The following is a 17,193-nucleotide window of genomic DNA, read 5'->3' on the forward strand; positions in this document are numbered from 1 at the left end:
GAGTACGACCAGCATGTTCAACCGGAAGATCGCCGCTCTCGCCGCGGCGGCGCTGGCCCTGACCGCCTGCGGGTCGCAGCCGCAGGCGCCGAGCAATGAGAAGACCAAGGCGCTCACCATCGCCACGACGTCGAACAACCAGGCGCCGATGCAGGCGGTGGTCGAGGCGTACAAGAAGAAGACCGGCCTCGACATCAACGTGACCGTGGCCGACACCGCGCAGTACCAGACGACGCTGCGTACCCAGCTGTCGTCGGGGACGGCGCCCGACGTGTTCACGGTGTGGCCGGGCAGCGGCAATCCCGGCGCCATCTCCATCCTGCGGAAGGCCGGCTACCTGGCCGACCTGTCGGACCGGCCGTGGGCCGCCAAGATCGAGCCCGGCACCGCCGAGACGATGCGGATCGGCGGCAAGACCTACGGGCTGCCGTCCAAGCTCGACGCGATCGGCGCGATCTACAACGTCGCCACTCTCAAGGAGACCGGGCTGAAGACTCCGGCGACCTACACCGAGTTGCTCAAGTTCTGCGCGGACGTCAAGGCCAAGGGCAAGGTCGCCTTCGCGCTGGGCATCCAGACCGACTGGGTGACGCAGCTCATTCCGTACGCGCTGGTCGCCTCGACCGTCTACGCCGCCGACCCGTCGTTCAACGACAAGATGGCGAAGCAGCAGGCGCGTTTCGCCGGCTCCGGCTGGGAGGCCGCCTTCACCAAATACCTGGAGATGAACAAGGCGGGCTGCTTCAACGCCGATCCGCTCGGCACCGACGTGACCGCGTCCTACAACCTGGTCAACACCGGGAAGGCCGTCGGCGTGGTGCAGGTGCTCGCCTCGTATTCGCAGATCACCTCGACCGCCCCGAAGGACGCGGAGTTCGGGTTCTTCCCCCTGCCCGGCGGTGACAGCGGCACCAACCCGGTCCCGCGGGGCATCGGCGTGAGCTTCGCGGTCAACGACAAGGCCAAGAACAGGGTGAACGGCCTCGGCTTCGTCGACTGGCTGGCCACGCCGGAGGCCATCAAGGTCTGGTTCGACACCGCGCCCGGCATCCCCGCGATCCAGGGGGCCGAGGTCGAGGCGGCGCCGGCGGTGCGGGCGGCGATCGACATCATCGCCGCCGGTCACACCGCGCCCTTCCCGGACTCCGGCTGGCCCAACGCGCAGGTGCAGGCCGCCCAGTTCGCCGGGATCCAGCAGCTCTTCTCCGGACAGGCGGACGCCAAGCAGGTGCTGGCCTCGATGGACGAGGCGTACGGCGCCGGGTGATCCGCTCATCTGCCCCCGAATCCCTCAATCTCCCCATCTCCCGCGAAAGATCCATGACTGAAACCTCGTCACATGACATCATCGCCGCCGTACCCGTGTCGTTCGCCGAGGACGGCGCACTCGACCTGGCCGGGACCCGTGAGATCCTCGCGTACGTCGCGGGCTCCGGGGTCCAGGGGGCGCTCGTGCTCGGCACGACCGGCGAGTTCCCGGCCCTGTCGATAGAGGAGCGCAACGCCGTCGCGGCGCTCGCCGTGGAGGTGCTGCCCGGCATCCGCGTGATCGTGCACGTCGGGGCCGCCAGCCGGTACGAGGTGTCGCGACTCATCGCGGGCGCGCGGGCGGCCGGCGCCCACGAGATCGCCGTGCTCACCCCGTTCTACCTGCCGACGCCGCCCGAAGAGGTCTACGCGTTCTTCCGGGACGTCAGCGCGGAGGCCGGCGGGCTGGACGTGTTCGTCTACCTCTTCGAGGCGCGCACCGGCGTGGCGGTGGACGAGGAACTGCTGGTGCGGCTCGCGGGCCTGCCGAACGTCGTGGGGGTCAAGGTCAGCGGGGAATCGCTCGACACGATCGCCTCGTACCGGGCCCGCCTGCCCGAAGGGTTCCTCATCTACACCGGCAGCGACGCTGACTACGCGGCGTCGGCCGCCGCGGGCGCCGACGGGATCGTGTCCGGGGTGGCGTCGGCGTTCGCCAAGCCGTTCGTCGCGATGCGGGCCGCGCTGGAGCGCGCGGACGCCGGCGCCGTGGCGCGCCTGCAGGGCGACGTGGACGAGGTGGTGGACGCGATCCGCAGCGAGCCGACGCGGATGCTCGCCGTGCACCGCCTCGCCGGGCGGCCGGTCGGCCGCTCCCGCATGCCGATCCCGGAACCCGACCAGGAGGCCCTGCGGCGGCTCGCCCGCGACCTCCCGCTCCACCACTGACCACCTTGATCGCTTCGCATCCAGCCAAATGGAGAATGCCATGACGCGTACGCGTTCACACCCCCCTGTCCGCACCGCCGCCCTCGCCCTGGCGGCCCTCCTCGCCCTGTCCGCCGCCCCGGCGCACGCCGTCGTGGCGGACGGCGCGCCGCTGAAGGTGCCCGACGGGCTCATCGACACCTCCAACACCGCCACGCTCGGCCTGGCCCGCGCCGAGCACGCCGAGACCATCACGGTCTTCGCGCCCGGCGCCGAAGACCGGAAGTACAACCACGGCGTCGTGCTCATGCCGTTCAAGGGACGGCTGTACGCCCAGTGGCAGAGCTCCGCCGTGGACGAGGACGCGCCCGACACGATCGTCACCTACGCCACCAGCAAAGACGGGAAGAGGTGGTCGAAGCAGATCCCGCTCACCGCGCCGCGCACCGACGGCTACACCTCCAGCGGCGGCTGGTGGACCAACGGGCGGACCCTCGTCGCCTACCTCAACGTCTGGCCACGCGGCCTGACCCCGCGCGGCGGCTACACCGAGTACGTGACCAGCAGGGACGGCCGGCACTGGAGCAGCCCCCGCCGGGTGACCGGCGCCGACGGGCAGCCGGTGAACGGCATCATCGAGCAGGACGTCAAGGCACTGCCGGGCGGGCGGGTGCTGACCGCGTTCCACATGCAGCCCGGCCTGTTCGTCAAGCCGTACTACACCGACGACCCGCTCGGCGTCTCCGGCTGGAAGCAGGGCGACTTCACCAACCAGCCGAACACCCCGGAGATGAGCCGCGAGCTGGAGCCGAGCTGGTACCGGCGCCCGGACGGCTCGATCGTGATGGTCTTCCGCGACCAGGGCGGCGGAACCCTGCGCAAGCTCGCCGCGGTGAGCACCGACGACGGCGAGACCTGGTCGGCGTCGGTGGAGACCAACGTGCCCGACTCGCGCACCAAGCAGAGCGCGGGGAACCTGCCGGACGGCACCGCCTACCTGGTGGGCAACCCGACCGGCACCCGCAACAGGTACCCGCTGACGGTGCTGACCAGCGCCGACGGGGTGACCTTCGACAAGGCCTACAACCTGCGCACCGCCGAGGACCTGCAGCCGCGCCGCTTCGAGGGCCTGTACAAGAACGCCGGATACAGCTACCCGAAGAGCATCGTGTGGAAGGGCTCTCTGTACGCGGCGTACGGCACCAACAAGGAGGATGTGCAGCTCAGCCGGGTCCCTGTCGCCGACCTCGCGCGGCGGGTGAGGTAGGCCGGCCTCCGCCGCGGTCCGCGACGCGCTGGCGGCGTCGGCGGGTCATCCCGTGACGGAGAAGATCGTGCCCAGCATGCTGCGCGCGGCGGCGAGCTGGGCCTCGGGCAGGTCGCCCACCTTGCTCTTGAGCCGGGTGGCCGCCACGGTGCTGATGCGGTCGATCATGGCGGCTCGGTCGTCGCCCACGTCGACGACGAAGGCGGTCAGGGCGTGCGCCAGGTCGGCGGCCTCGACGTGGGCGGTGAGCACGTTGTCGTTGTAGAGCGTGTGGTAGAAGTCGCCGGTCACTACGAGCCGGACTTCCTCACGGTCGCCGAGCTGGACGGTCCACAGCTCGCCGAATCGGTGGCTCACGCGGCCTCGCCGCGGCGCTCATCGGCGGCCCGCGCGGTGTCGTCGGCGACGATCCGCTCGTCGGCTTCCTGGTGGGCGCTTTCGCCGTAGACCTTGGCGCGGGCGGCCGCGCTGTGGGTGGCGGCGATCTCGCGAAGGGCTCCGCGCTCCAAGACGGTGGAAACACTGAGCCCGTTCGCTTCAGCGTGCTTGCGTACCGCCTCCAGGACCCACGGGGCGATGCTGACGGATGTTCTCTCCTTGGCCATGATCCGTATGCTACGGCCGATGCGTCGAGAGTGCTACCCGTCGTAATACTCGGGCTCATACTCTCGCTGTCGCGCCGCCCCCTAGCTGGTGGCGCGCCAGGTGAGGGACAGGCCGGTCGCGGCGCGTTCGGTGCGGATCTCCATCATGGTGCCCAGGATGGTGGCATGGTCGGACACGACGGGAACGGCATCGGGCGTATAGGCGATCCGGGTGCTGACGAGCACGGCACTGCCCTCAGGCTCGTGCAGGCGGCGCGCGGCGGCGGGGTCGAGCAGGCCGGGCCGGACCACCTCGGACGCCCGGGCCACCGCCACTCCCGCCTCGCCGAGCGCCGTGTAGAGGGAGACGGCGGTGAAGTCGCGGTCGCGGATCTGGTCGGCCGCCGGCCGGCGTACCCAGGACACCTGGTGTACGGCGGGACGGCCGGCGAACTCGCGGACCCGCTCCAGCCGCAGGGCGGTATCGCCGGGAGGCAGCCGCAGCTCCGCCGCGATCCGGGCGGGGGCCCGGCGCATCGCCCGCCCGGCCACCACGGTGCGTACGTCGTGGCCTTGTTCCCGCAGATCGTCGGCCAGGCTGCGGAGCGAGCCGAGCTGGTACGCCAGATGGGCCGGGGCCACGAACGTGCCCTTGCCGGGCCGCTGCACGATCAGCCTCTCGTCGCTGAGCTCCCGCAACGCCTGGCGCAGCGTCATGAGGGTCACCCCGTAGGAGGTGCTCAGCTCCCGTTGCGGGGGCAGGGCCTCACCGGGGGCGTAGTGTCCCGACCGGATCTTCGCGGCGAGGTCGGCGGCGATGGCGCGGTATCTCGCCTCATGCCCGGCGTCGGGGGTCATCCTGGTGCGTCACTCCTGGTCGAGGGCCCGGCGCAGGGTCGCGAGGAAGGCCAGCAGGTCGTCCGGCCCCGCTCCGTCGAGCACCCGCCGCATGACCGCGGCGCCGACTACCACGCCGTCGGCGTACCGGCCCGCCTCCCGCGCCTGGTCAGGCGTGGAAATGCCAAATCCTAGCAAGACCGGCCGGTCGGTGCCGCGTTTGATCCGCGCGGTGAGCTCCGCCGCCGAGGCGGCGAGGTCGGCCCGCTCGCCGGTGGTGCCCATCACCGACACCGCGTAGACGAATCCGCGACTGCGGCGCGAGATCTCCGCCAGCCTCGGCTGCGGCGTCGACGGCGACGCCAGCAGGGCCAGCTCGATCCCGGCGGCGGCCACGTCCGTCAGCTCGTCCGCCTCGTGCACCGGCAGGTCGGGCACGATCAGGCCGCCGACGCCGGCCCGGCGCAACGCGGCGCAGAACGCCTCGGGCCCGTCATGCAGCACCAGGTTGTAGTAGGTGCTGGCGACCAGCGGCACGCCCAGGTCCCGGACCTCGGCCAGGTCGGCGAGGATCCGGCGGGTGCTCGCCCCCCGGGCCAGCGCCGCGTTGCTCGCCTGCTGGATGGTGACGCCGTCGAGCGTGGGGTCGGAGAACGGCAGGCCGACCTCGATCGCGTCCGCACCGGCTGCGGCGAACGCTTTCAGGTATCGCGTCCAGCCGGGCGTGATGCCCCCGGTGATGTACGGCATGAGCAGACCGCGACCGGTGTCCCGGCGGGCACGCAGATGGCGTTCGACCTCGCCCGGGGCCAGGATGTGCGTCACAGCAGCTCCTTCAGGGTAGAGATGTCCTTGTCGCCCCGGCCGGACAGCGTCATCAGGACCGTCGATCCGGCGGCCAGTTCGCCCTCACCCGCCGCGCGGATCACCCAGGCGAGGGCGTGCGCCGATTCGAGCGCCGGGACGATGCCCTCGGTGCGCGCCAGCCGTACCGCCGCGCCGACCGCCTCCTCGTCGGCCACCGTGACGTACCGGGCCCGGCCCAGCTCGCGCAGATGGGCGTGCTCCGGGCCGACCCCCGGGTAGTCGAGGCCGGGGGCGATGGAGTGCGCCTCGACGATCTGCCCGTCGTCGTCCTGCAGGAACAGCGAGCGGCAGCCGTGCAGGACGCCGAGCCTGCCGCGGGCCGCACCGGCGCCGCCCTCCGCCTCGACACCGACGAAGCGCGCCGAGGTGTCGGCGAAGCCGGCGAACGTACCGGCCGCGTTGGAGCCGCCGCCGACGCACGCGACCACGTGGTCCGGCACGCCGGTCCGCAGTTCGGCGGCGCACTGCGCGCGGGACTCGTCGCCGATGACCCGCTGGAACTCCCTGACCATCCACGGGTACGGATCCGGCCCGATGACCGAACCGACGCAGTAGTGGGAGTCGCCGGTGACGCCCACCCAGTGCCGCATGGCCTCGCTGGTCGCGTCCTTGAGCGTGCGGCTGCCCGTGGTGACCGGGATCACCTCGGCGCCCAGCATGCGCATCCGGAAGACGTTCAACGCCTGCCGCTCGATGTCGCGCTCGCCCATGAAGACCGTGGCCTCGAGCCCGAGCAGTGCGGCGGCGGTCGCGGTGGCCACCCCGTGCTGGCCCGCTCCCGTCTCGGCGATCAGCCTGCGCCGTCCCATCCGGGTGGCGAGCAGGGCCTGGCCCAGCACATTGTTGATCTTGTGCGATCCGGTGTGGGTGAGGTCCTCGCGCTTGAGGTACAGCCGCACGCCCAGCTCCTGCGACAGCCGCCGGGCCGGTGTGAGCGGGGTCGGCCGTCCGGCGTGCAAGGCGAGCAGTTCCGCCAGGTCGCCGCGGAAGCCCGGATCCGCCCGCGCCTCCCGGAACGCCTCGTCCACCTCGCGGCACGCCTCCACCAGGGACTCCGGCGCGTACCGCCCGCCGTACTCGCCGAACCGGCCCCGCGCCCGGGGCTCGCCCATCGTCCCGCCCACCGGGACGGGCTCCCGCCATGGCGACATCTCTCGCATCCCACGCTCACCTCGTTCTATAACTCTTCATAGAGTTCTATAACAGTGAGTGTGGCATGGAGGGCGTGGGACGCGCCACCCCCGCACTGTCCTCATAGAAAGATCATCGGCATATAATGATCGAATGAGATCGATGCAGGAACCCACTTTCCTGATCCTTACCGCGCTCGCCGCCGGCCCCCAACATGGGTACGGCCTCATCACCGACGTCGAACAGATCTCCGAGGGCCGGGTGCGGTTGCGCGCCGGAACCCTCTACGCCGCCTTCGAACGCCTGCAGGAAGAGGGCCTCATCGCCGAGGATCGCGAGGAGATCGTGGACGGCCGGGTCCGGCGCTACTACAGGCTGACCGATGACGGGGCGACCCGGCTGGCCGCGGAGGCCGAGCGGATGCGCCATCACGCGCGAGCGGCGTCCACCCGGCTGCGCGCCGCCGGGCTCGGAGGAATGGCGTGACCTCCCTCGAAGCCCGATACCGGCGGCTCCTGGCCTGCTATCCCCATGATCACCGCACCCGGCACGAGGAGGACATGATCGGCGTACTTCTGGCCGGATCACGGCCCGGACAGACCCGCCCGCACCTCGCCGACACGGCCGATCTGCTGGCAGGCGCGGTTCGGATGCACTGCCGGCGGGCCTTCGGTACGGTGTCAGCGCCTGCCTGGCGGGACGCCGTGGCCGTGGGCATGGCGCTGTGGCCGCTGCTCATCCTGACCGACACGCTGGCCCGCCAGATCATGTTTCTGGCACCGAGCATCGGGGTCGGCCTGCTTCACCATTGGACACAAGAACCGGGGTCGATCCTGTTCTGGGCTCGACCGGTCATCGTCTTCGCCCTGCCCGTGCTCGCGGTCGCGCTCCGCCGCCGGGGGGTCGCCGCACTGGGCGCGCTGGCTTTCCTCCTGTACGCCGACACATCGCTCTTGACCCGGCCCCTGGCATTACCGAACGTCGCCCTGCCCCTGCTGGCGCAAGTGGTGGCGGTCGCCGTCGCCTTCACCGGTCCGGCCCGCAGGGGCGCGTCGCTCATCCCCTGGCGCACGGTCATGCTCTGGACGCCGTTCGGCCTGGTCGGGTTGGCCGCCAGCAAGCTGGGCGGGGGTCTGCTCGGCCATGAGATCGCACTCTGGAAACCGGTGCCGTGGCTCATCATCATGGCGGCGGCAGCGGGATACGCGGCGAGGTCCGTGCTGGGACGGCGCGCGTCGCTGCTGCTGTTCCTGCCCGTAGCGGCGCTGGGCGACCTCGGGAAGCTCCCTTCCCTGCCCACCCCTCTCGCCCTCGCGCAGATCGGCTGCGTGCTCGGCGCTTTCGCGATGGGGACGATGCTCCGGGACTCCAAGAATCCTAGGAAGGCCGGCGGCGGCCGACGAACACATACTCCCGGCTGTCCTCGGTGAACGGCTCGCGGGCGAACCCGCCGTAGAGCGCCTCCAGCTCAAGACCGGCGACATCCAGAAGCCCGAGCCACTCGTTCTTCGTCGCCCACCAGAAGGAGCTCTTCGCGCCGTCGTCGAGGACAAGGTCGACGCGGTTGTCTCCAACCGCGTAACGGACCGTGTGCGGTACGGGCTTCTCCTGCCGCGTGCCGTCGAGCTGGACCGCGATCCGATGGTCGAAGGCGATGGCGTTCCAGGCGAACCGCCCCTCCGGCCGGAGCGAGGCGGCGACCCGCTCAAAGGTACGGCGACGGTCGGCCCAGGTCGGCAGGTGCTGGAGTGATCGGAACGGGCAGTAGATCAGCGCCGCGGGCTCGTCCAGGGCGAAGTCGCGCATGTCGCACTCGCGCAGGTCGAGTTCCACACCGGCCTCGGCCGCACGGGTACGGGCTTGCGCGAGCATCGCCGGTGAGACGTCGATCCCGACGACCCGCCGGCCGGTCTCCCGCGCCACCGGGATCGCGACCCGCCCGTCCCCGATCGCCAGCTCGACCACCGGCCCGTCCGCCTCGCGTGCGAGATCAACGTAAAAGGCCACGTCGGCCGTCATGTGACCCGACCATTCCTGGTACCGCTTCGCGAATGCTTCGTCCCAGGTCGTCGCCATCGCTCCATGATCGCACCCGCGTCCTGAAGCAGCCAGCGAATAAGCTCACGCCGGCGGCCAGTTGCGGAGAACGGCGTCGAGGGCGTCCAGCGCTCTGAACCACGAAGCGTCCACGTCACGAGGGTGGCGGCGGAACCCGCCCGCCGTCTCCAGGCTCACATACCCGTGGAACGTGCTGTGCAGCATGCGTACCGCGTCCGTCTGGTCGGGCTCCGACAGCGCGTATCCGCGCAGTATCGCGCGCGTCATGTCCGCGTGCGGACGCCCCGCGCTGGTGTCCACTCTGTCCGAGTCGAGCTCGATCTGCATCGCGGCGTACCTGCCCGGATGCTCTTTCGCGTAGCTCCTGTAGGCGTTCGCGAAGGCCACCAGCGCGTCCTTGCCCGCGCGGCCGGCCAGGGCGGCGGCGGCTCGGTCGGCGAGCTCCGCCAGGGCCAGCAACGCCACCCTCGCCCTAAGGTCCTGCACGTCCTTGACGTGTGAGTACAGGGCCGCGGGCTTGACGTCGAAACCGCGTGCGAGCGCCGAGACGGTCACGTTCTGAAAGCCGATCTCGTCGGCCAGGTCCGCCGCCGCCCGGGTCAGGCGTTCGGCGGTCAATCCCGCGCGTGCCATGTGCCGCCCCTCTCCGCTAACTTACAGGCTTTAAGTATTTGCATAATACCTGTAAGGAAGCTAGCCTCCCCGCCCATGAGACCAATCACCGAGCGCGACATCCGTACATCATTCGTGAACTGTTCCAAAGGAGAGACCAAGCGGCTGAACGTCCCCAAAGACCTCGCGGACCATCCCTGGGAAGACCTCGACTTCCTCGGGTGGCGAGATCCGGGTGCGCCCGAACGCGCCTACCTGGTCGCCGACCGCGACGGCCCTCTCGTTGGCATCGCGCTGCGGGTGACATCCGGCGCGTCGCGCGGCTTCACCTCGCGCAGCATGTGCTCGCTGTGCCTGACCACGCACACCAACGGCGGCGTAGCGCTGATGACCGCGCGCCGAACCGGCGAAGCCGGCCGCCAGGGCAACTCGGTCGGGCACTACCTGTGCACCGACCTGGCCTGCTCCCTCTACACACGTGGGAAGAAGGAGGCGGCGGGGGGCGAGACCGTCGATGAGTCCCTCAGTCTGGGGGAGAAGGTCGCCCGTACCCGGGCGAACCTGTACTCCTTCCTGGACAAGGTGGTCGGCCAGGGATAACGGCCTGATGTTCAGTCGACATCAGACGGCGGCGTCTTCGCCGGCCGCGCGATCGATGGCGGTGGTCAGCCGTTCCCGCTCCCGGCTGATCCACTGACCCTCCGGGTAGTTGCGGAGGAACGTCTCGGCGAACTCCACCGGGTCTTCGCCGACGACTTCGCGGAGCGGGGTTCCGTCCGCCGCGCTCTGCTCGAACAGATCAACGAGATCGTCCAGCATTGCCAGCAGGCTGTCCGCCTTGCCCGGCCCGAAGTGCTCCATGTACCGCTGCAGCGCGTCGATCGCCGTGCGATAGTTCGCGGGAAGCCGCTCCGCGCGCGCCTTGTACTGCCAGTAGCGCTTCTTGTCCTCGATCGGTCCGGTGACCATCTCCAGGTAGCGCAGGTAGCGCCGCTTCGGCTCGTTCGGCTCTGTGGTCATGTCTGCTTTCCTCCTTCGCGGAGCTGTTCGAGCCGTTCCGTGAGGAAGCTCCAGGTCCTCCAGAACTCTTCGAGGTAGGCCCGTCCCTGGGCGTTGAGGGAGTACACCTTGCGCGGCGGACCCTTCTCGGACGGGACCTTCTCCACGTCGACGAGGCCGCGCTGCTCGATCCTGACCAGCAGCGCGTAGATGGTGCCCTCGGCGATGTCGGAGAAGCCCTGCTCCCGCAGCCACGCCGTGATCTCGTAGCCGTACGCGGACCGGCCGGACAGGATCGCCAGGACGATGCCCTCCAGCGTCCCCTTGAGCATCTCCGTCGCCTGCTTGCCCATGGAACACCTCTTCAACTACTCAGCAATGCTGACTACTAGTACATAGTAACGCTTAATAGCAATGACGCAAGCTCGTCAGATGAAGAGCGTTTCCGGAGCGGCGAGCGCCAGGCCGGCGGCGCCGAGCGCGTGCTGGGCGTCGCTCCACGGACGGACGATCACTTGGACGCGGTGGGCCGCGGTGACCTGACTGGTCCGCATCACCACGGAGAACCCGGGCTCCAGGCCCGGCCAGAGAACGTGGTTCTCGCCGATGATCGCGATGGTGGGCGTGCCGAGCAGGTTGACGACGCCGGCGACGGCCCGCCCGAGCATGGCGCCGACCTTGGCGAGCACCCGGGCCAGCGACCGCTCACCGGAGACCCACCGTGAGCGGAGCTCCTCGATGGTGGTGGACGCCTCGGCCAGGCCCTCGCGACGGGCGGCGCGCAGGATCCCGTCGTCACTGGTGAAGGTCTCCAGGCAGCCCCGCGCGCCACAGGCGCAACGCGGGCCGGTGGCGGCGACGGGCGTGTGGCCGAACTCGCCGGACAGCCCGCCCGGGGCGCGGTGCACCCGTCGCCGTAGAACCGCGCCGACCCCCACCCCGTCGCCGATGCCGAGCACCAGGAAGTCGTCGTGCTCAAGTCCCGCCCGATACAGGAGCTCGGCGGTGGTGCTGGCCGTGAGGTCGTTGTCGACGAGCACCGGGATCGGCAGCTCGGCGCGCAGCCGTTCGCCGAGGGGAAGGTTGCTCCACCCAAAGCGGGGACAGAACCGGATATAGCCCGCATCAACGGAAGCCGGCACGGCCACGCCCACGGCCTTGAGCCTGGGACCCATGACAGGGTCGGCCAATCGCCGGTCGATGACAGTGAGTAGTTGGGGGAGCGGGTCTGCGTGACAGTCGAAGGACGATACATCGGATGTGAGCAGTCGTCCATCCAGCCCCGCGACCACGGTAACGAGGTGGTCGGTCGCGACGCGTACACCGATGGTCGCGGCGGCCTCCGGCACGACCTGAAGGGGAATGCGCGGCCGGCCGACCACCCCGGCCTGTGGGCTGAGAGTCCGCAGATAACCGCAGGCCAGAAGGCGTCGCGTGTGTTCGTGAACGGTCGCGTCGCCGAGCTTGAGCCGGGCCGCGATCTGACGGCGGTCCAGGGCGCCAGCAGTGCCGAGAAGCGCCAGGATCTCGACGCGGGTCAGATCGCCACGACCGGCTGTTCGGCGAGCAGTCATCGGATATTTCCTATCACGAGCTCATTGACATTACGGATTGCTACGCCCTAGTTTCGGATCAATTAACTCGGCCCCGAGCTTATTGAGTGGAGCTGCGATGGGCAGGCAGATGTATAGCGGTCGGAGATCGCTGGCGGTCGCAACAGCGGTGGTCATCGCGGGGGGACTAACGGCCGGTTGCGGAGGCGACGGCCAGGAATCGGCGGGAGGCAACAAGGCGAGCAACGGCGCGGTCACGCTCACCTGGGGGATGTGGGCGTCCGGAACCGAGGACCGAAACGCCTGGCAGAAAGTGGCCGACCAGGTCACCCAGAAGTACCCGAACATCAAGATCACGCTCGAGACCTCGCCCTTCAAGGATTACTTCACCAAGCTCGGCACCCGCCTCGCCGGTGGTAGCGCTCCGTGCGTCGTCTCCATGCAGAGCCTGCGCACGGGCGGCTACGTCAGCGGCATGCGTCCCTTGGACGACCTGATCAAGAAGAACGGCCTGGACACCGCCGACTTCGATACTTCGATCATGGCCGGGCTGGCCTCGGGCGGCAAGCAGTACGCGCTGCCGTACGATGTCGGCTCGCTGATCATCACCTACAACAAGGACATGTTCAAGGCGGCCGGCGTGCCGGAGCCGAAGGTCGGCTGGAGCGTGGCGGACTTCGAGGCGGCGGCCAAGAAGCTGACCACCGGCGGCAAGTACGGCTTCGTGGGCTACCCCTCGGCCCTGGGGATGTTCTCGATGATCCTGGCCAAGACGGGCAACGCGGAGCCGATGGACGAGTCCGGCAAGCTCACCCTCACCACTGAGCAGATGAAGACCGGCTTCCAGTGGTACGCGGACCTGACCGCCAAGCAGGGAGTCTCGCCCAAGATACCCGGCGTGGACAACAACTTCACCGAGACCCAGTTCCTCAACGGCAACGCGGCGATGTCGGTGAACGGGCCCTGGTCCGTTCTGGAGCTCAAGGCGAAGGCCAAGTTCGGTGTGGGCCTGGCCACCATCCCCGCCGGCCCGGACGGGACCAAGAGCTACACGGCCGGGTCCGGCTTCGGCATCTCCCAGTCCTGCCCGTACCCCGACGAGGCGTTCAAGGCGGTCAGCACGATGACCAGCGCCGAGGTGCTCGGGCAGCTCGGCTCGGTCGGGCGCGCCTACCCGGCGCGCAAGTCCGTACAGAACAAGTGGTACGAGAACGCTTTCGAGGGCTCCAAGCCGGTCCTCGACGCCGCCAACGCCTCCGCGAAGCCGTTCCGGACGACCAAGAACTGGGACCCGGTGGAGAAGCTGCTGGCCCAGTACGGCATCCAGGCCTTCAACGGCCAGACCACGGCGGCGGACGCACTCGACCAGGTGCAGCAGCAGTCACCGGCCTAAGGAGCGAAGTGTCCGACGACGCCATAGCCCGCCCCGCGGCGGTCGCGGGCAGACGGCGCCCCCGTCTGCGCCGCGACGGAAGGGCCGCGGCCTTCTTCGCGGCGCCCAGCATGATCGGGTTGACGCTGTTCACCCTCTTCCCGATCGTGCTGTCTCTGGTGATGGCCTTCTTCCAGTGGCCCGCGGTGGGCGAGCGAACCTTCACCGGACTGGAGAACTTCACCACGCTGTTCACCGACCCCGTCTTCCGGCGGGCGCTGTTGAACACACTGCTGTTCGTGGTGCTCTATTTGCCGCTCAACCTCATCGTGTCGGTGGGGCTGGCGGTGTGGATGGGCCCGCGCATCAAGGGCCGCAAGGCGCTGCGGGTGGTGTTCTTCCTGCCCGTGGTCACGCCGATGGTGGCCAACGCGATCGTCTGGCGGATGATCTACCAGCCGAACGGGCTGATCGACGGCTCGCTGTACGCCGCCACCGGCACGCACGCGCCGAACTTCCTCGGTGAGCCGGGCTGGGCCATGTTCGCCGTCGTCGCGATGAGCGTGTGGCAGGGGTTCGGCTACAACATGCTGGTCTTCTCGGCCGCGCTGGACGCCATCCCGCGGCACCTGCTGGAGGCGGCGCAGATCGACGGGGCGGGACCGTGGCGGCAGTTCTTCCGCATCATGCTGCCGATGATCTCCCCAGCGCTGTTCTTCGCCTCGACCATGACGCTCATCACCTCCTTCCAGGTCTTCACCCAGCCGTTCCTGATGACCGGCGGAGGGCCGGGCATGGACACCGAGACCCTCATGATGTTCGTCTTCGACAAGGGATTCTCGATCTACCAGTACGGACTCGCGTCCGCCGGAGCCTGGATCCTGTTCGTGCTGATCCTGGGCGTGACCGCGGTGCAGTTCGCCGGCCAGCGCAGATGGGTGACCTACGATGTCTGATCACGCCGTACGCCGGGTCAGGCTGGTCATCTCACACGTCGCGCTCTACCTGGTGGCCGCCGCGTTCCTGACGCCGCTGGTGTATATGCTGGCCACCTCGCTCAAGCCCGCCGACGAGGTGTTCCAGTCGCCACCGAGCCTGTTCGGCTCGCTGATCCGGTGGGAGAACTACAGCGAGACGTTCGAGTTTCTGCCGTTCGGGAAGTTCGTCCTCAACGGGCTCGCCGTCGCCATCTGCGGCACGGTCGTGGTGCTCGTGGCGTCGGCCATGTCGGCGTACGCCTTCTCGCGGCTGCGCTGGCGCGGTCGTGACGGCTTCTTCCTGGTCTTCCTGGCCACGCTGATGATCCCCCAGGAAGTGCTGGTCGTGCCGATGTTCATGCTGATGAAATGGTTCGGCTGGGTGGACTCCTTCCAGGCGCTGATCTTTCCCTGGGCCTTCACCGCCTTCGGGACGTTCATGCTGCGCCAGTTCTTCCTGACCGTCCCCGAAGAGATCTCCGAGGGCGCCCGCATCGACGGCGCGGGATCGGTGCGCATCTTCACCAGCATCATGCTGCCGCTGATCAGACCCGCGCTCGCGGTGCTGGCGGTCTTCACGTTCATCAATTACTGGAACAGCTTCATGTGGCCGCTGATCATCATCAACACGGTGGACGAGAAGGCCACCGTCCCGCTGGGCCTGTCGCTCTTCGTCGGCCAGCAGGGCACCCAGTGGAACCTGATCATGGCGGCCTCGGTGATCTCCATGGCGCCGACCGCGGCACTCCTGATCCTCCTGCAGAAACATCTCATACGCGGGATCGCCACGAGCGGTCTCGGCGGCCGATGAAAACTCTTTTCGAAAGGAACGTAGTGGACCACGCCTGGTTCTCCGAATCCCGCTTCGGCATGTTCGTGCACTGGGGGCTGTACTCCCTGGCCGCCCGCCACGAGTGGGTGAAGAACCGCGAGCAGATGACCGACGAGCACTACCAGCGCTACTTCGACCACTTCGACCCCGATCTGTACGACCCCGCGGAGTGGGCACGGCTGGCCAAGGAAGCCGGCATGCGCTACGTCGTCCTCACCACCAAGCACCACGATGGCTTCTGTCTGTGGGACTCCGCGCAGACCGACTACAAGGTGACGCGCACTCCCTGGGGCAAGGACCTGATCGCGCCGTACGTGGAGGCCCTGCGCGCCGAAGGGCTGAAGGTCGGCTTCTACCACTCGCTGATCGACTGGCACCACCCCGAGTTCCCCGTCGACTCCCTTCACCCGCAGCGCGAGGACGAGGAGTTCAAGGCCGCCGCCAAGGGCCGCGACATCTCCAAGTACGCCGACTACCTGCACGCCCAGGTACGCGAACTGCTCACCGACTACGGCCAGATCGACTACCTGTTCTTCGACTTCTCCTACGCCGGCAGAACGGGCTACTGGGGCGGCAAGGGCGCCGACGACTGGCGCTCACCCGAGTTGATGGACATGGTGCGCGAGCTCCAGCCGGGGATCATCGTCAACGACCGGCTCGGCATCCCCGGCGACTTCGTCACCCCCGAGCAGTACCAGCCCGCCGCCCCGATGACCATCGACGGCCAAGAGGTGCCGTGGGAGGCTTGCCAGACCCTCAACGGCAGCTGGGGATACGACCGGGACAACCTTGACTACAAGACCCCTGACCTGCTCGTACGCATGCTGATCGACAGCGTCGCCAAGGGCGGCAACCTGCTGCTCAACGTCGGCCCGGACGGACGCGGCCAGATCGACCCGCGGGCCCGCCAGAGCCTCGCCGACATCGGCGACTGGATGCGGCTGAACTCCCGCTCCATCTACGGCGCCGGCCCCAGCGGCTTCACCGCGCCTCCCGACTGCCGCTACACCCAGCGCGGTAACCGGCTCTACCTGCACGTGTTCGGCTGGCCGTTCCGCCACCTGCACCTGCCAGGGCTCGGCGGGCGCGTGAAGTACGCCCAGTTCCTGCACGACGCCTCGGAGATCCGTACGCGCGTGATCGACCCCAGCCAGACGGCCCAGAACACGGCGATCGGCGCCCTGACCCCCGACACCTTGACCCTCGACCTGCCGGTCCAGCGCCCCGACGTCGTTGTACCGGTCATCGAGCTGTTCCTCAACGACTAACCGAAGCACATACCGAGAGTTGATCGCGGCCAGGAGCGTGTTCACGTTCCTGGCCGCTGTGGGTTAGCCGCGCGCTGCGGCCAGACACTCGTCGTACAGGTCCATGATGTCGCTCTTGCCATCATTGGCGACCCACGACATTGATGCGGCATCCAGGCACGCGAACGCCGTCGCGATCACCGCGCGGACCCTCAGAGCCGTACTGTCGACAGCGGCGTCCATACGCGCCTCGATGAGCGGCAGCAGATCCTCCTGGAACCGCAGTCGCTTTTCCAGCCAACCGGCACGCAGCGACGCGGTGTTGTGCAGAAGACGGAACCGCTCCAGGGCCTGTTCGCGGCTGTCATGCAAGGCCAGTACGGCCGCGACCCCTGCGCGCAGAACCTCCCAACTCGCCCCCCGCCGCATCCGCGTCAACGCCGTCAGCCCGGGAATGATCAACACCCCCGTCTACAGCAGGATGGGCATCTCCCAGGAAATGATCGACTCCTGGGCTCGGGATGTCCCGCTCGGCCGCGCCGGCGCTCCCGCCGACATCGCCGAAGCCGTGGCCTTCCTCGCCTCGGACGCCGCCGGCTACATCACCGGCGACAACCTCATCGTCTCTGGAGGCATGGGCGTTCACGCCAGCGCCTGACGAGCGGTCCCGCACTCCGCAGGA

22 protein-coding genes are annotated in these 17,193 nt (G+C 68.9%); 11 read left to right on the top strand and 11 right to left on the bottom strand.

Features of this window, described 5'->3' with window-relative positions:
• Window positions 1–13 precede the first annotated feature (13 nt).
• Genes AB0L53_RS55030 through AB0L53_RS55040 form a run of 3 tightly spaced genes read left to right on the top strand, consistent with a single transcriptional unit; the run spans window position 14 to window position 3,442 of the window.
• Window positions 14–1,267, top strand: a complete 1,254-nt coding sequence (locus AB0L53_RS55030; RefSeq protein ID WP_364013713.1) for an extracellular solute-binding protein — start codon at window positions 14–16, stop codon at window positions 1,265–1,267.
• 53 nt (window positions 1,268–1,320) lie between these two features.
• The gene (locus AB0L53_RS55035) at window positions 1,321–2,196 is read left to right on the top strand and encodes a dihydrodipicolinate synthase family protein (RefSeq protein ID WP_364013715.1); all 876 of its coding nucleotides are present in this window, start codon (window positions 1,321–1,323) and stop codon (window positions 2,194–2,196) included.
• Between the two features lie 40 nt (window positions 2,197–2,236).
• Window positions 2,237–3,442, top strand: coding sequence for a sialidase family protein (locus AB0L53_RS55040; protein WP_364013718.1), 1,206 nt, complete (start codon window positions 2,237–2,239; stop codon window positions 3,440–3,442).
• A 45-nt stretch (window positions 3,443–3,487) separates the two neighbouring features.
• On the opposite strand, the gene AB0L53_RS55045 is transcribed toward AB0L53_RS55040, so the two are convergent.
• The 5 genes from AB0L53_RS55045 to trpB form a co-directional block, all read right to left on the bottom strand.
• The gene (locus AB0L53_RS55045; protein ID WP_357955136.1) at window positions 3,488–3,799 is read right to left on the bottom strand and encodes a type II toxin-antitoxin system PemK/MazF family toxin; all 312 of its coding nucleotides are present in this window, start codon (window positions 3,797–3,799) and stop codon (window positions 3,488–3,490) included.
• Window positions 3,796–4,047 carry a hypothetical protein gene (locus AB0L53_RS55050; protein ID WP_358548269.1) on the bottom strand — a complete coding sequence of 84 codons (252 nt, stop codon included), beginning with the start codon at window positions 4,045–4,047 and terminating at the stop codon, window positions 3,796–3,798. The genes AB0L53_RS55045 and AB0L53_RS55050 overlap by 4 nt, the downstream gene beginning before the upstream one ends.
• A gap of 81 nt (window positions 4,048–4,128) precedes the next feature.
• Window positions 4,129–4,884, bottom strand: a complete 756-nt coding sequence (locus AB0L53_RS55055) for a GntR family transcriptional regulator (protein WP_364013722.1) — start codon at window positions 4,882–4,884, stop codon at window positions 4,129–4,131.
• 9 nt (window positions 4,885–4,893) lie between these two features.
• Window positions 4,894–5,688, bottom strand: coding sequence for a tryptophan synthase subunit alpha (trpA, locus tag AB0L53_RS55060; protein WP_364013725.1), 795 nt, complete (start codon window positions 5,686–5,688; stop codon window positions 4,894–4,896).
• The gene (trpB, locus tag AB0L53_RS55065; protein ID WP_364013728.1) at window positions 5,685–6,890 is read right to left on the bottom strand and encodes a tryptophan synthase subunit beta; all 1,206 of its coding nucleotides are present in this window, start codon (window positions 6,888–6,890) and stop codon (window positions 5,685–5,687) included. Before trpB ends, trpA begins: the two co-directional genes overlap by 4 nt.
• A gap of 124 nt (window positions 6,891–7,014) precedes the next feature.
• Here trpB and AB0L53_RS55070 point away from each other — a divergent pair, with 124 nt between their 5' ends.
• Window positions 7,015–7,347 (top strand): helix-turn-helix transcriptional regulator, encoded by a 333-nt coding sequence (locus AB0L53_RS55070; RefSeq protein WP_364013732.1) that lies wholly within the window; start codon window positions 7,015–7,017, stop codon window positions 7,345–7,347.
• Window positions 7,344–8,291, top strand: a complete 948-nt coding sequence (locus AB0L53_RS55075; RefSeq protein WP_364013735.1) for a hypothetical protein — start codon at window positions 7,344–7,346, stop codon at window positions 8,289–8,291. The genes AB0L53_RS55070 and AB0L53_RS55075 overlap by 4 nt, the downstream gene beginning before the upstream one ends.
• Here AB0L53_RS55075 and AB0L53_RS55080 read toward each other — a convergent pair.
• Window positions 8,239–8,937: a class I SAM-dependent methyltransferase gene (locus AB0L53_RS55080; RefSeq protein ID WP_364013738.1), complete on the bottom strand. Its 699-nt coding sequence runs from the start codon at window positions 8,935–8,937 to the stop codon at window positions 8,239–8,241. The genes AB0L53_RS55075 and AB0L53_RS55080 overlap by 53 nt on opposite strands.
• A gap of 45 nt (window positions 8,938–8,982) precedes the next feature.
• A complete protein-coding gene (locus tag AB0L53_RS55085; protein WP_364013740.1) occupies window positions 8,983–9,552 on the bottom strand; it encodes a TetR-like C-terminal domain-containing protein in 570 nt (189 codons plus the stop codon).
• A gap of 75 nt (window positions 9,553–9,627) precedes the next feature.
• On the opposite strand from AB0L53_RS55085, the gene AB0L53_RS55090 reads away from it, so the two are divergent.
• Window positions 9,628–10,131, top strand: coding sequence for an FBP domain-containing protein (locus AB0L53_RS55090; protein WP_364013743.1), 504 nt, complete (start codon window positions 9,628–9,630; stop codon window positions 10,129–10,131).
• A gap of 21 nt (window positions 10,132–10,152) precedes the next feature.
• Here the strand turns inward: AB0L53_RS55090 and AB0L53_RS55095 are convergent, their stop codons facing one another.
• The 3 genes from AB0L53_RS55095 to AB0L53_RS55105 all read right to left on the bottom strand — a co-directional run bounded on the left by AB0L53_RS55095 (window position 10,153) and on the right by AB0L53_RS55105 (window position 12,104).
• Window positions 10,153–10,551, bottom strand: coding sequence for a DUF1048 domain-containing protein (locus tag AB0L53_RS55095; RefSeq protein WP_364013746.1), 399 nt, complete (start codon window positions 10,549–10,551; stop codon window positions 10,153–10,155).
• On the bottom strand, window positions 10,548–10,883 hold the full coding sequence (locus AB0L53_RS55100) for a PadR family transcriptional regulator (protein ID WP_364013749.1): 336 nt from the start codon (window positions 10,881–10,883) through the stop codon (window positions 10,548–10,550). The genes AB0L53_RS55095 and AB0L53_RS55100 overlap by 4 nt, the downstream gene beginning before the upstream one ends.
• 75 nt (window positions 10,884–10,958) lie before the next feature.
• Window positions 10,959–12,104, bottom strand: a complete 1,146-nt coding sequence (locus tag AB0L53_RS55105) for an ROK family protein (RefSeq protein WP_364013752.1) — start codon at window positions 12,102–12,104, stop codon at window positions 10,959–10,961.
• 97 nt (window positions 12,105–12,201) lie between these two features.
• Here AB0L53_RS55105 and AB0L53_RS55110 point away from each other — a divergent pair, with 97 nt between their 5' ends.
• Genes AB0L53_RS55110 through AB0L53_RS55125 form a run of 4 tightly spaced genes read left to right on the top strand, consistent with a single transcriptional unit; the run spans window position 12,202 to window position 16,532 of the window.
• Window positions 12,202–13,476 carry a sugar ABC transporter substrate-binding protein gene (locus AB0L53_RS55110; RefSeq protein WP_364013755.1) on the top strand — a complete coding sequence of 425 codons (1,275 nt, stop codon included), beginning with the start codon at window positions 12,202–12,204 and terminating at the stop codon, window positions 13,474–13,476.
• Between the two features lie 8 nt (window positions 13,477–13,484).
• Window positions 13,485–14,411 carry a sugar ABC transporter permease gene (locus tag AB0L53_RS55115; RefSeq protein ID WP_364013758.1) on the top strand — a complete coding sequence of 309 codons (927 nt, stop codon included), beginning with the start codon at window positions 13,485–13,487 and terminating at the stop codon, window positions 14,409–14,411.
• Window positions 14,404–15,243, top strand: a complete 840-nt coding sequence (locus AB0L53_RS55120; RefSeq protein ID WP_364013761.1) for a carbohydrate ABC transporter permease — start codon at window positions 14,404–14,406, stop codon at window positions 15,241–15,243. Before AB0L53_RS55115 ends, AB0L53_RS55120 begins: the two co-directional genes overlap by 8 nt.
• 23 nt (window positions 15,244–15,266) lie before the next feature.
• Window positions 15,267–16,532 (top strand): alpha-L-fucosidase, encoded by a 1,266-nt coding sequence (locus AB0L53_RS55125; RefSeq protein WP_364013764.1) that lies wholly within the window; start codon window positions 15,267–15,269, stop codon window positions 16,530–16,532.
• 63 nt (window positions 16,533–16,595) lie between these two features.
• Here the strand turns inward: AB0L53_RS55125 and AB0L53_RS55130 are convergent, their stop codons facing one another.
• Complete coding sequence (locus AB0L53_RS55130) at window positions 16,596–16,976, bottom strand: hypothetical protein (RefSeq protein WP_364013767.1); 381 nt, start codon at window positions 16,974–16,976, stop codon at window positions 16,596–16,598.
• Between AB0L53_RS55130 and AB0L53_RS55135 the strand changes: the two genes are divergently transcribed.
• Window positions 16,939–17,169 (top strand): SDR family oxidoreductase, encoded by a 231-nt coding sequence (locus AB0L53_RS55135; RefSeq protein ID WP_364013884.1) that lies wholly within the window; start codon window positions 16,939–16,941, stop codon window positions 17,167–17,169. The genes AB0L53_RS55130 and AB0L53_RS55135 overlap by 38 nt on opposite strands.
• The last annotated feature ends 24 nt before the right edge of the window (window positions 17,170–17,193 follow it).

This window comes from Nonomuraea sp. NPDC052129 (genome assembly GCF_040680095.1).
GTDB lineage: Bacteria > Actinomycetota > Actinomycetes > Streptosporangiales > Streptosporangiaceae > Nonomuraea.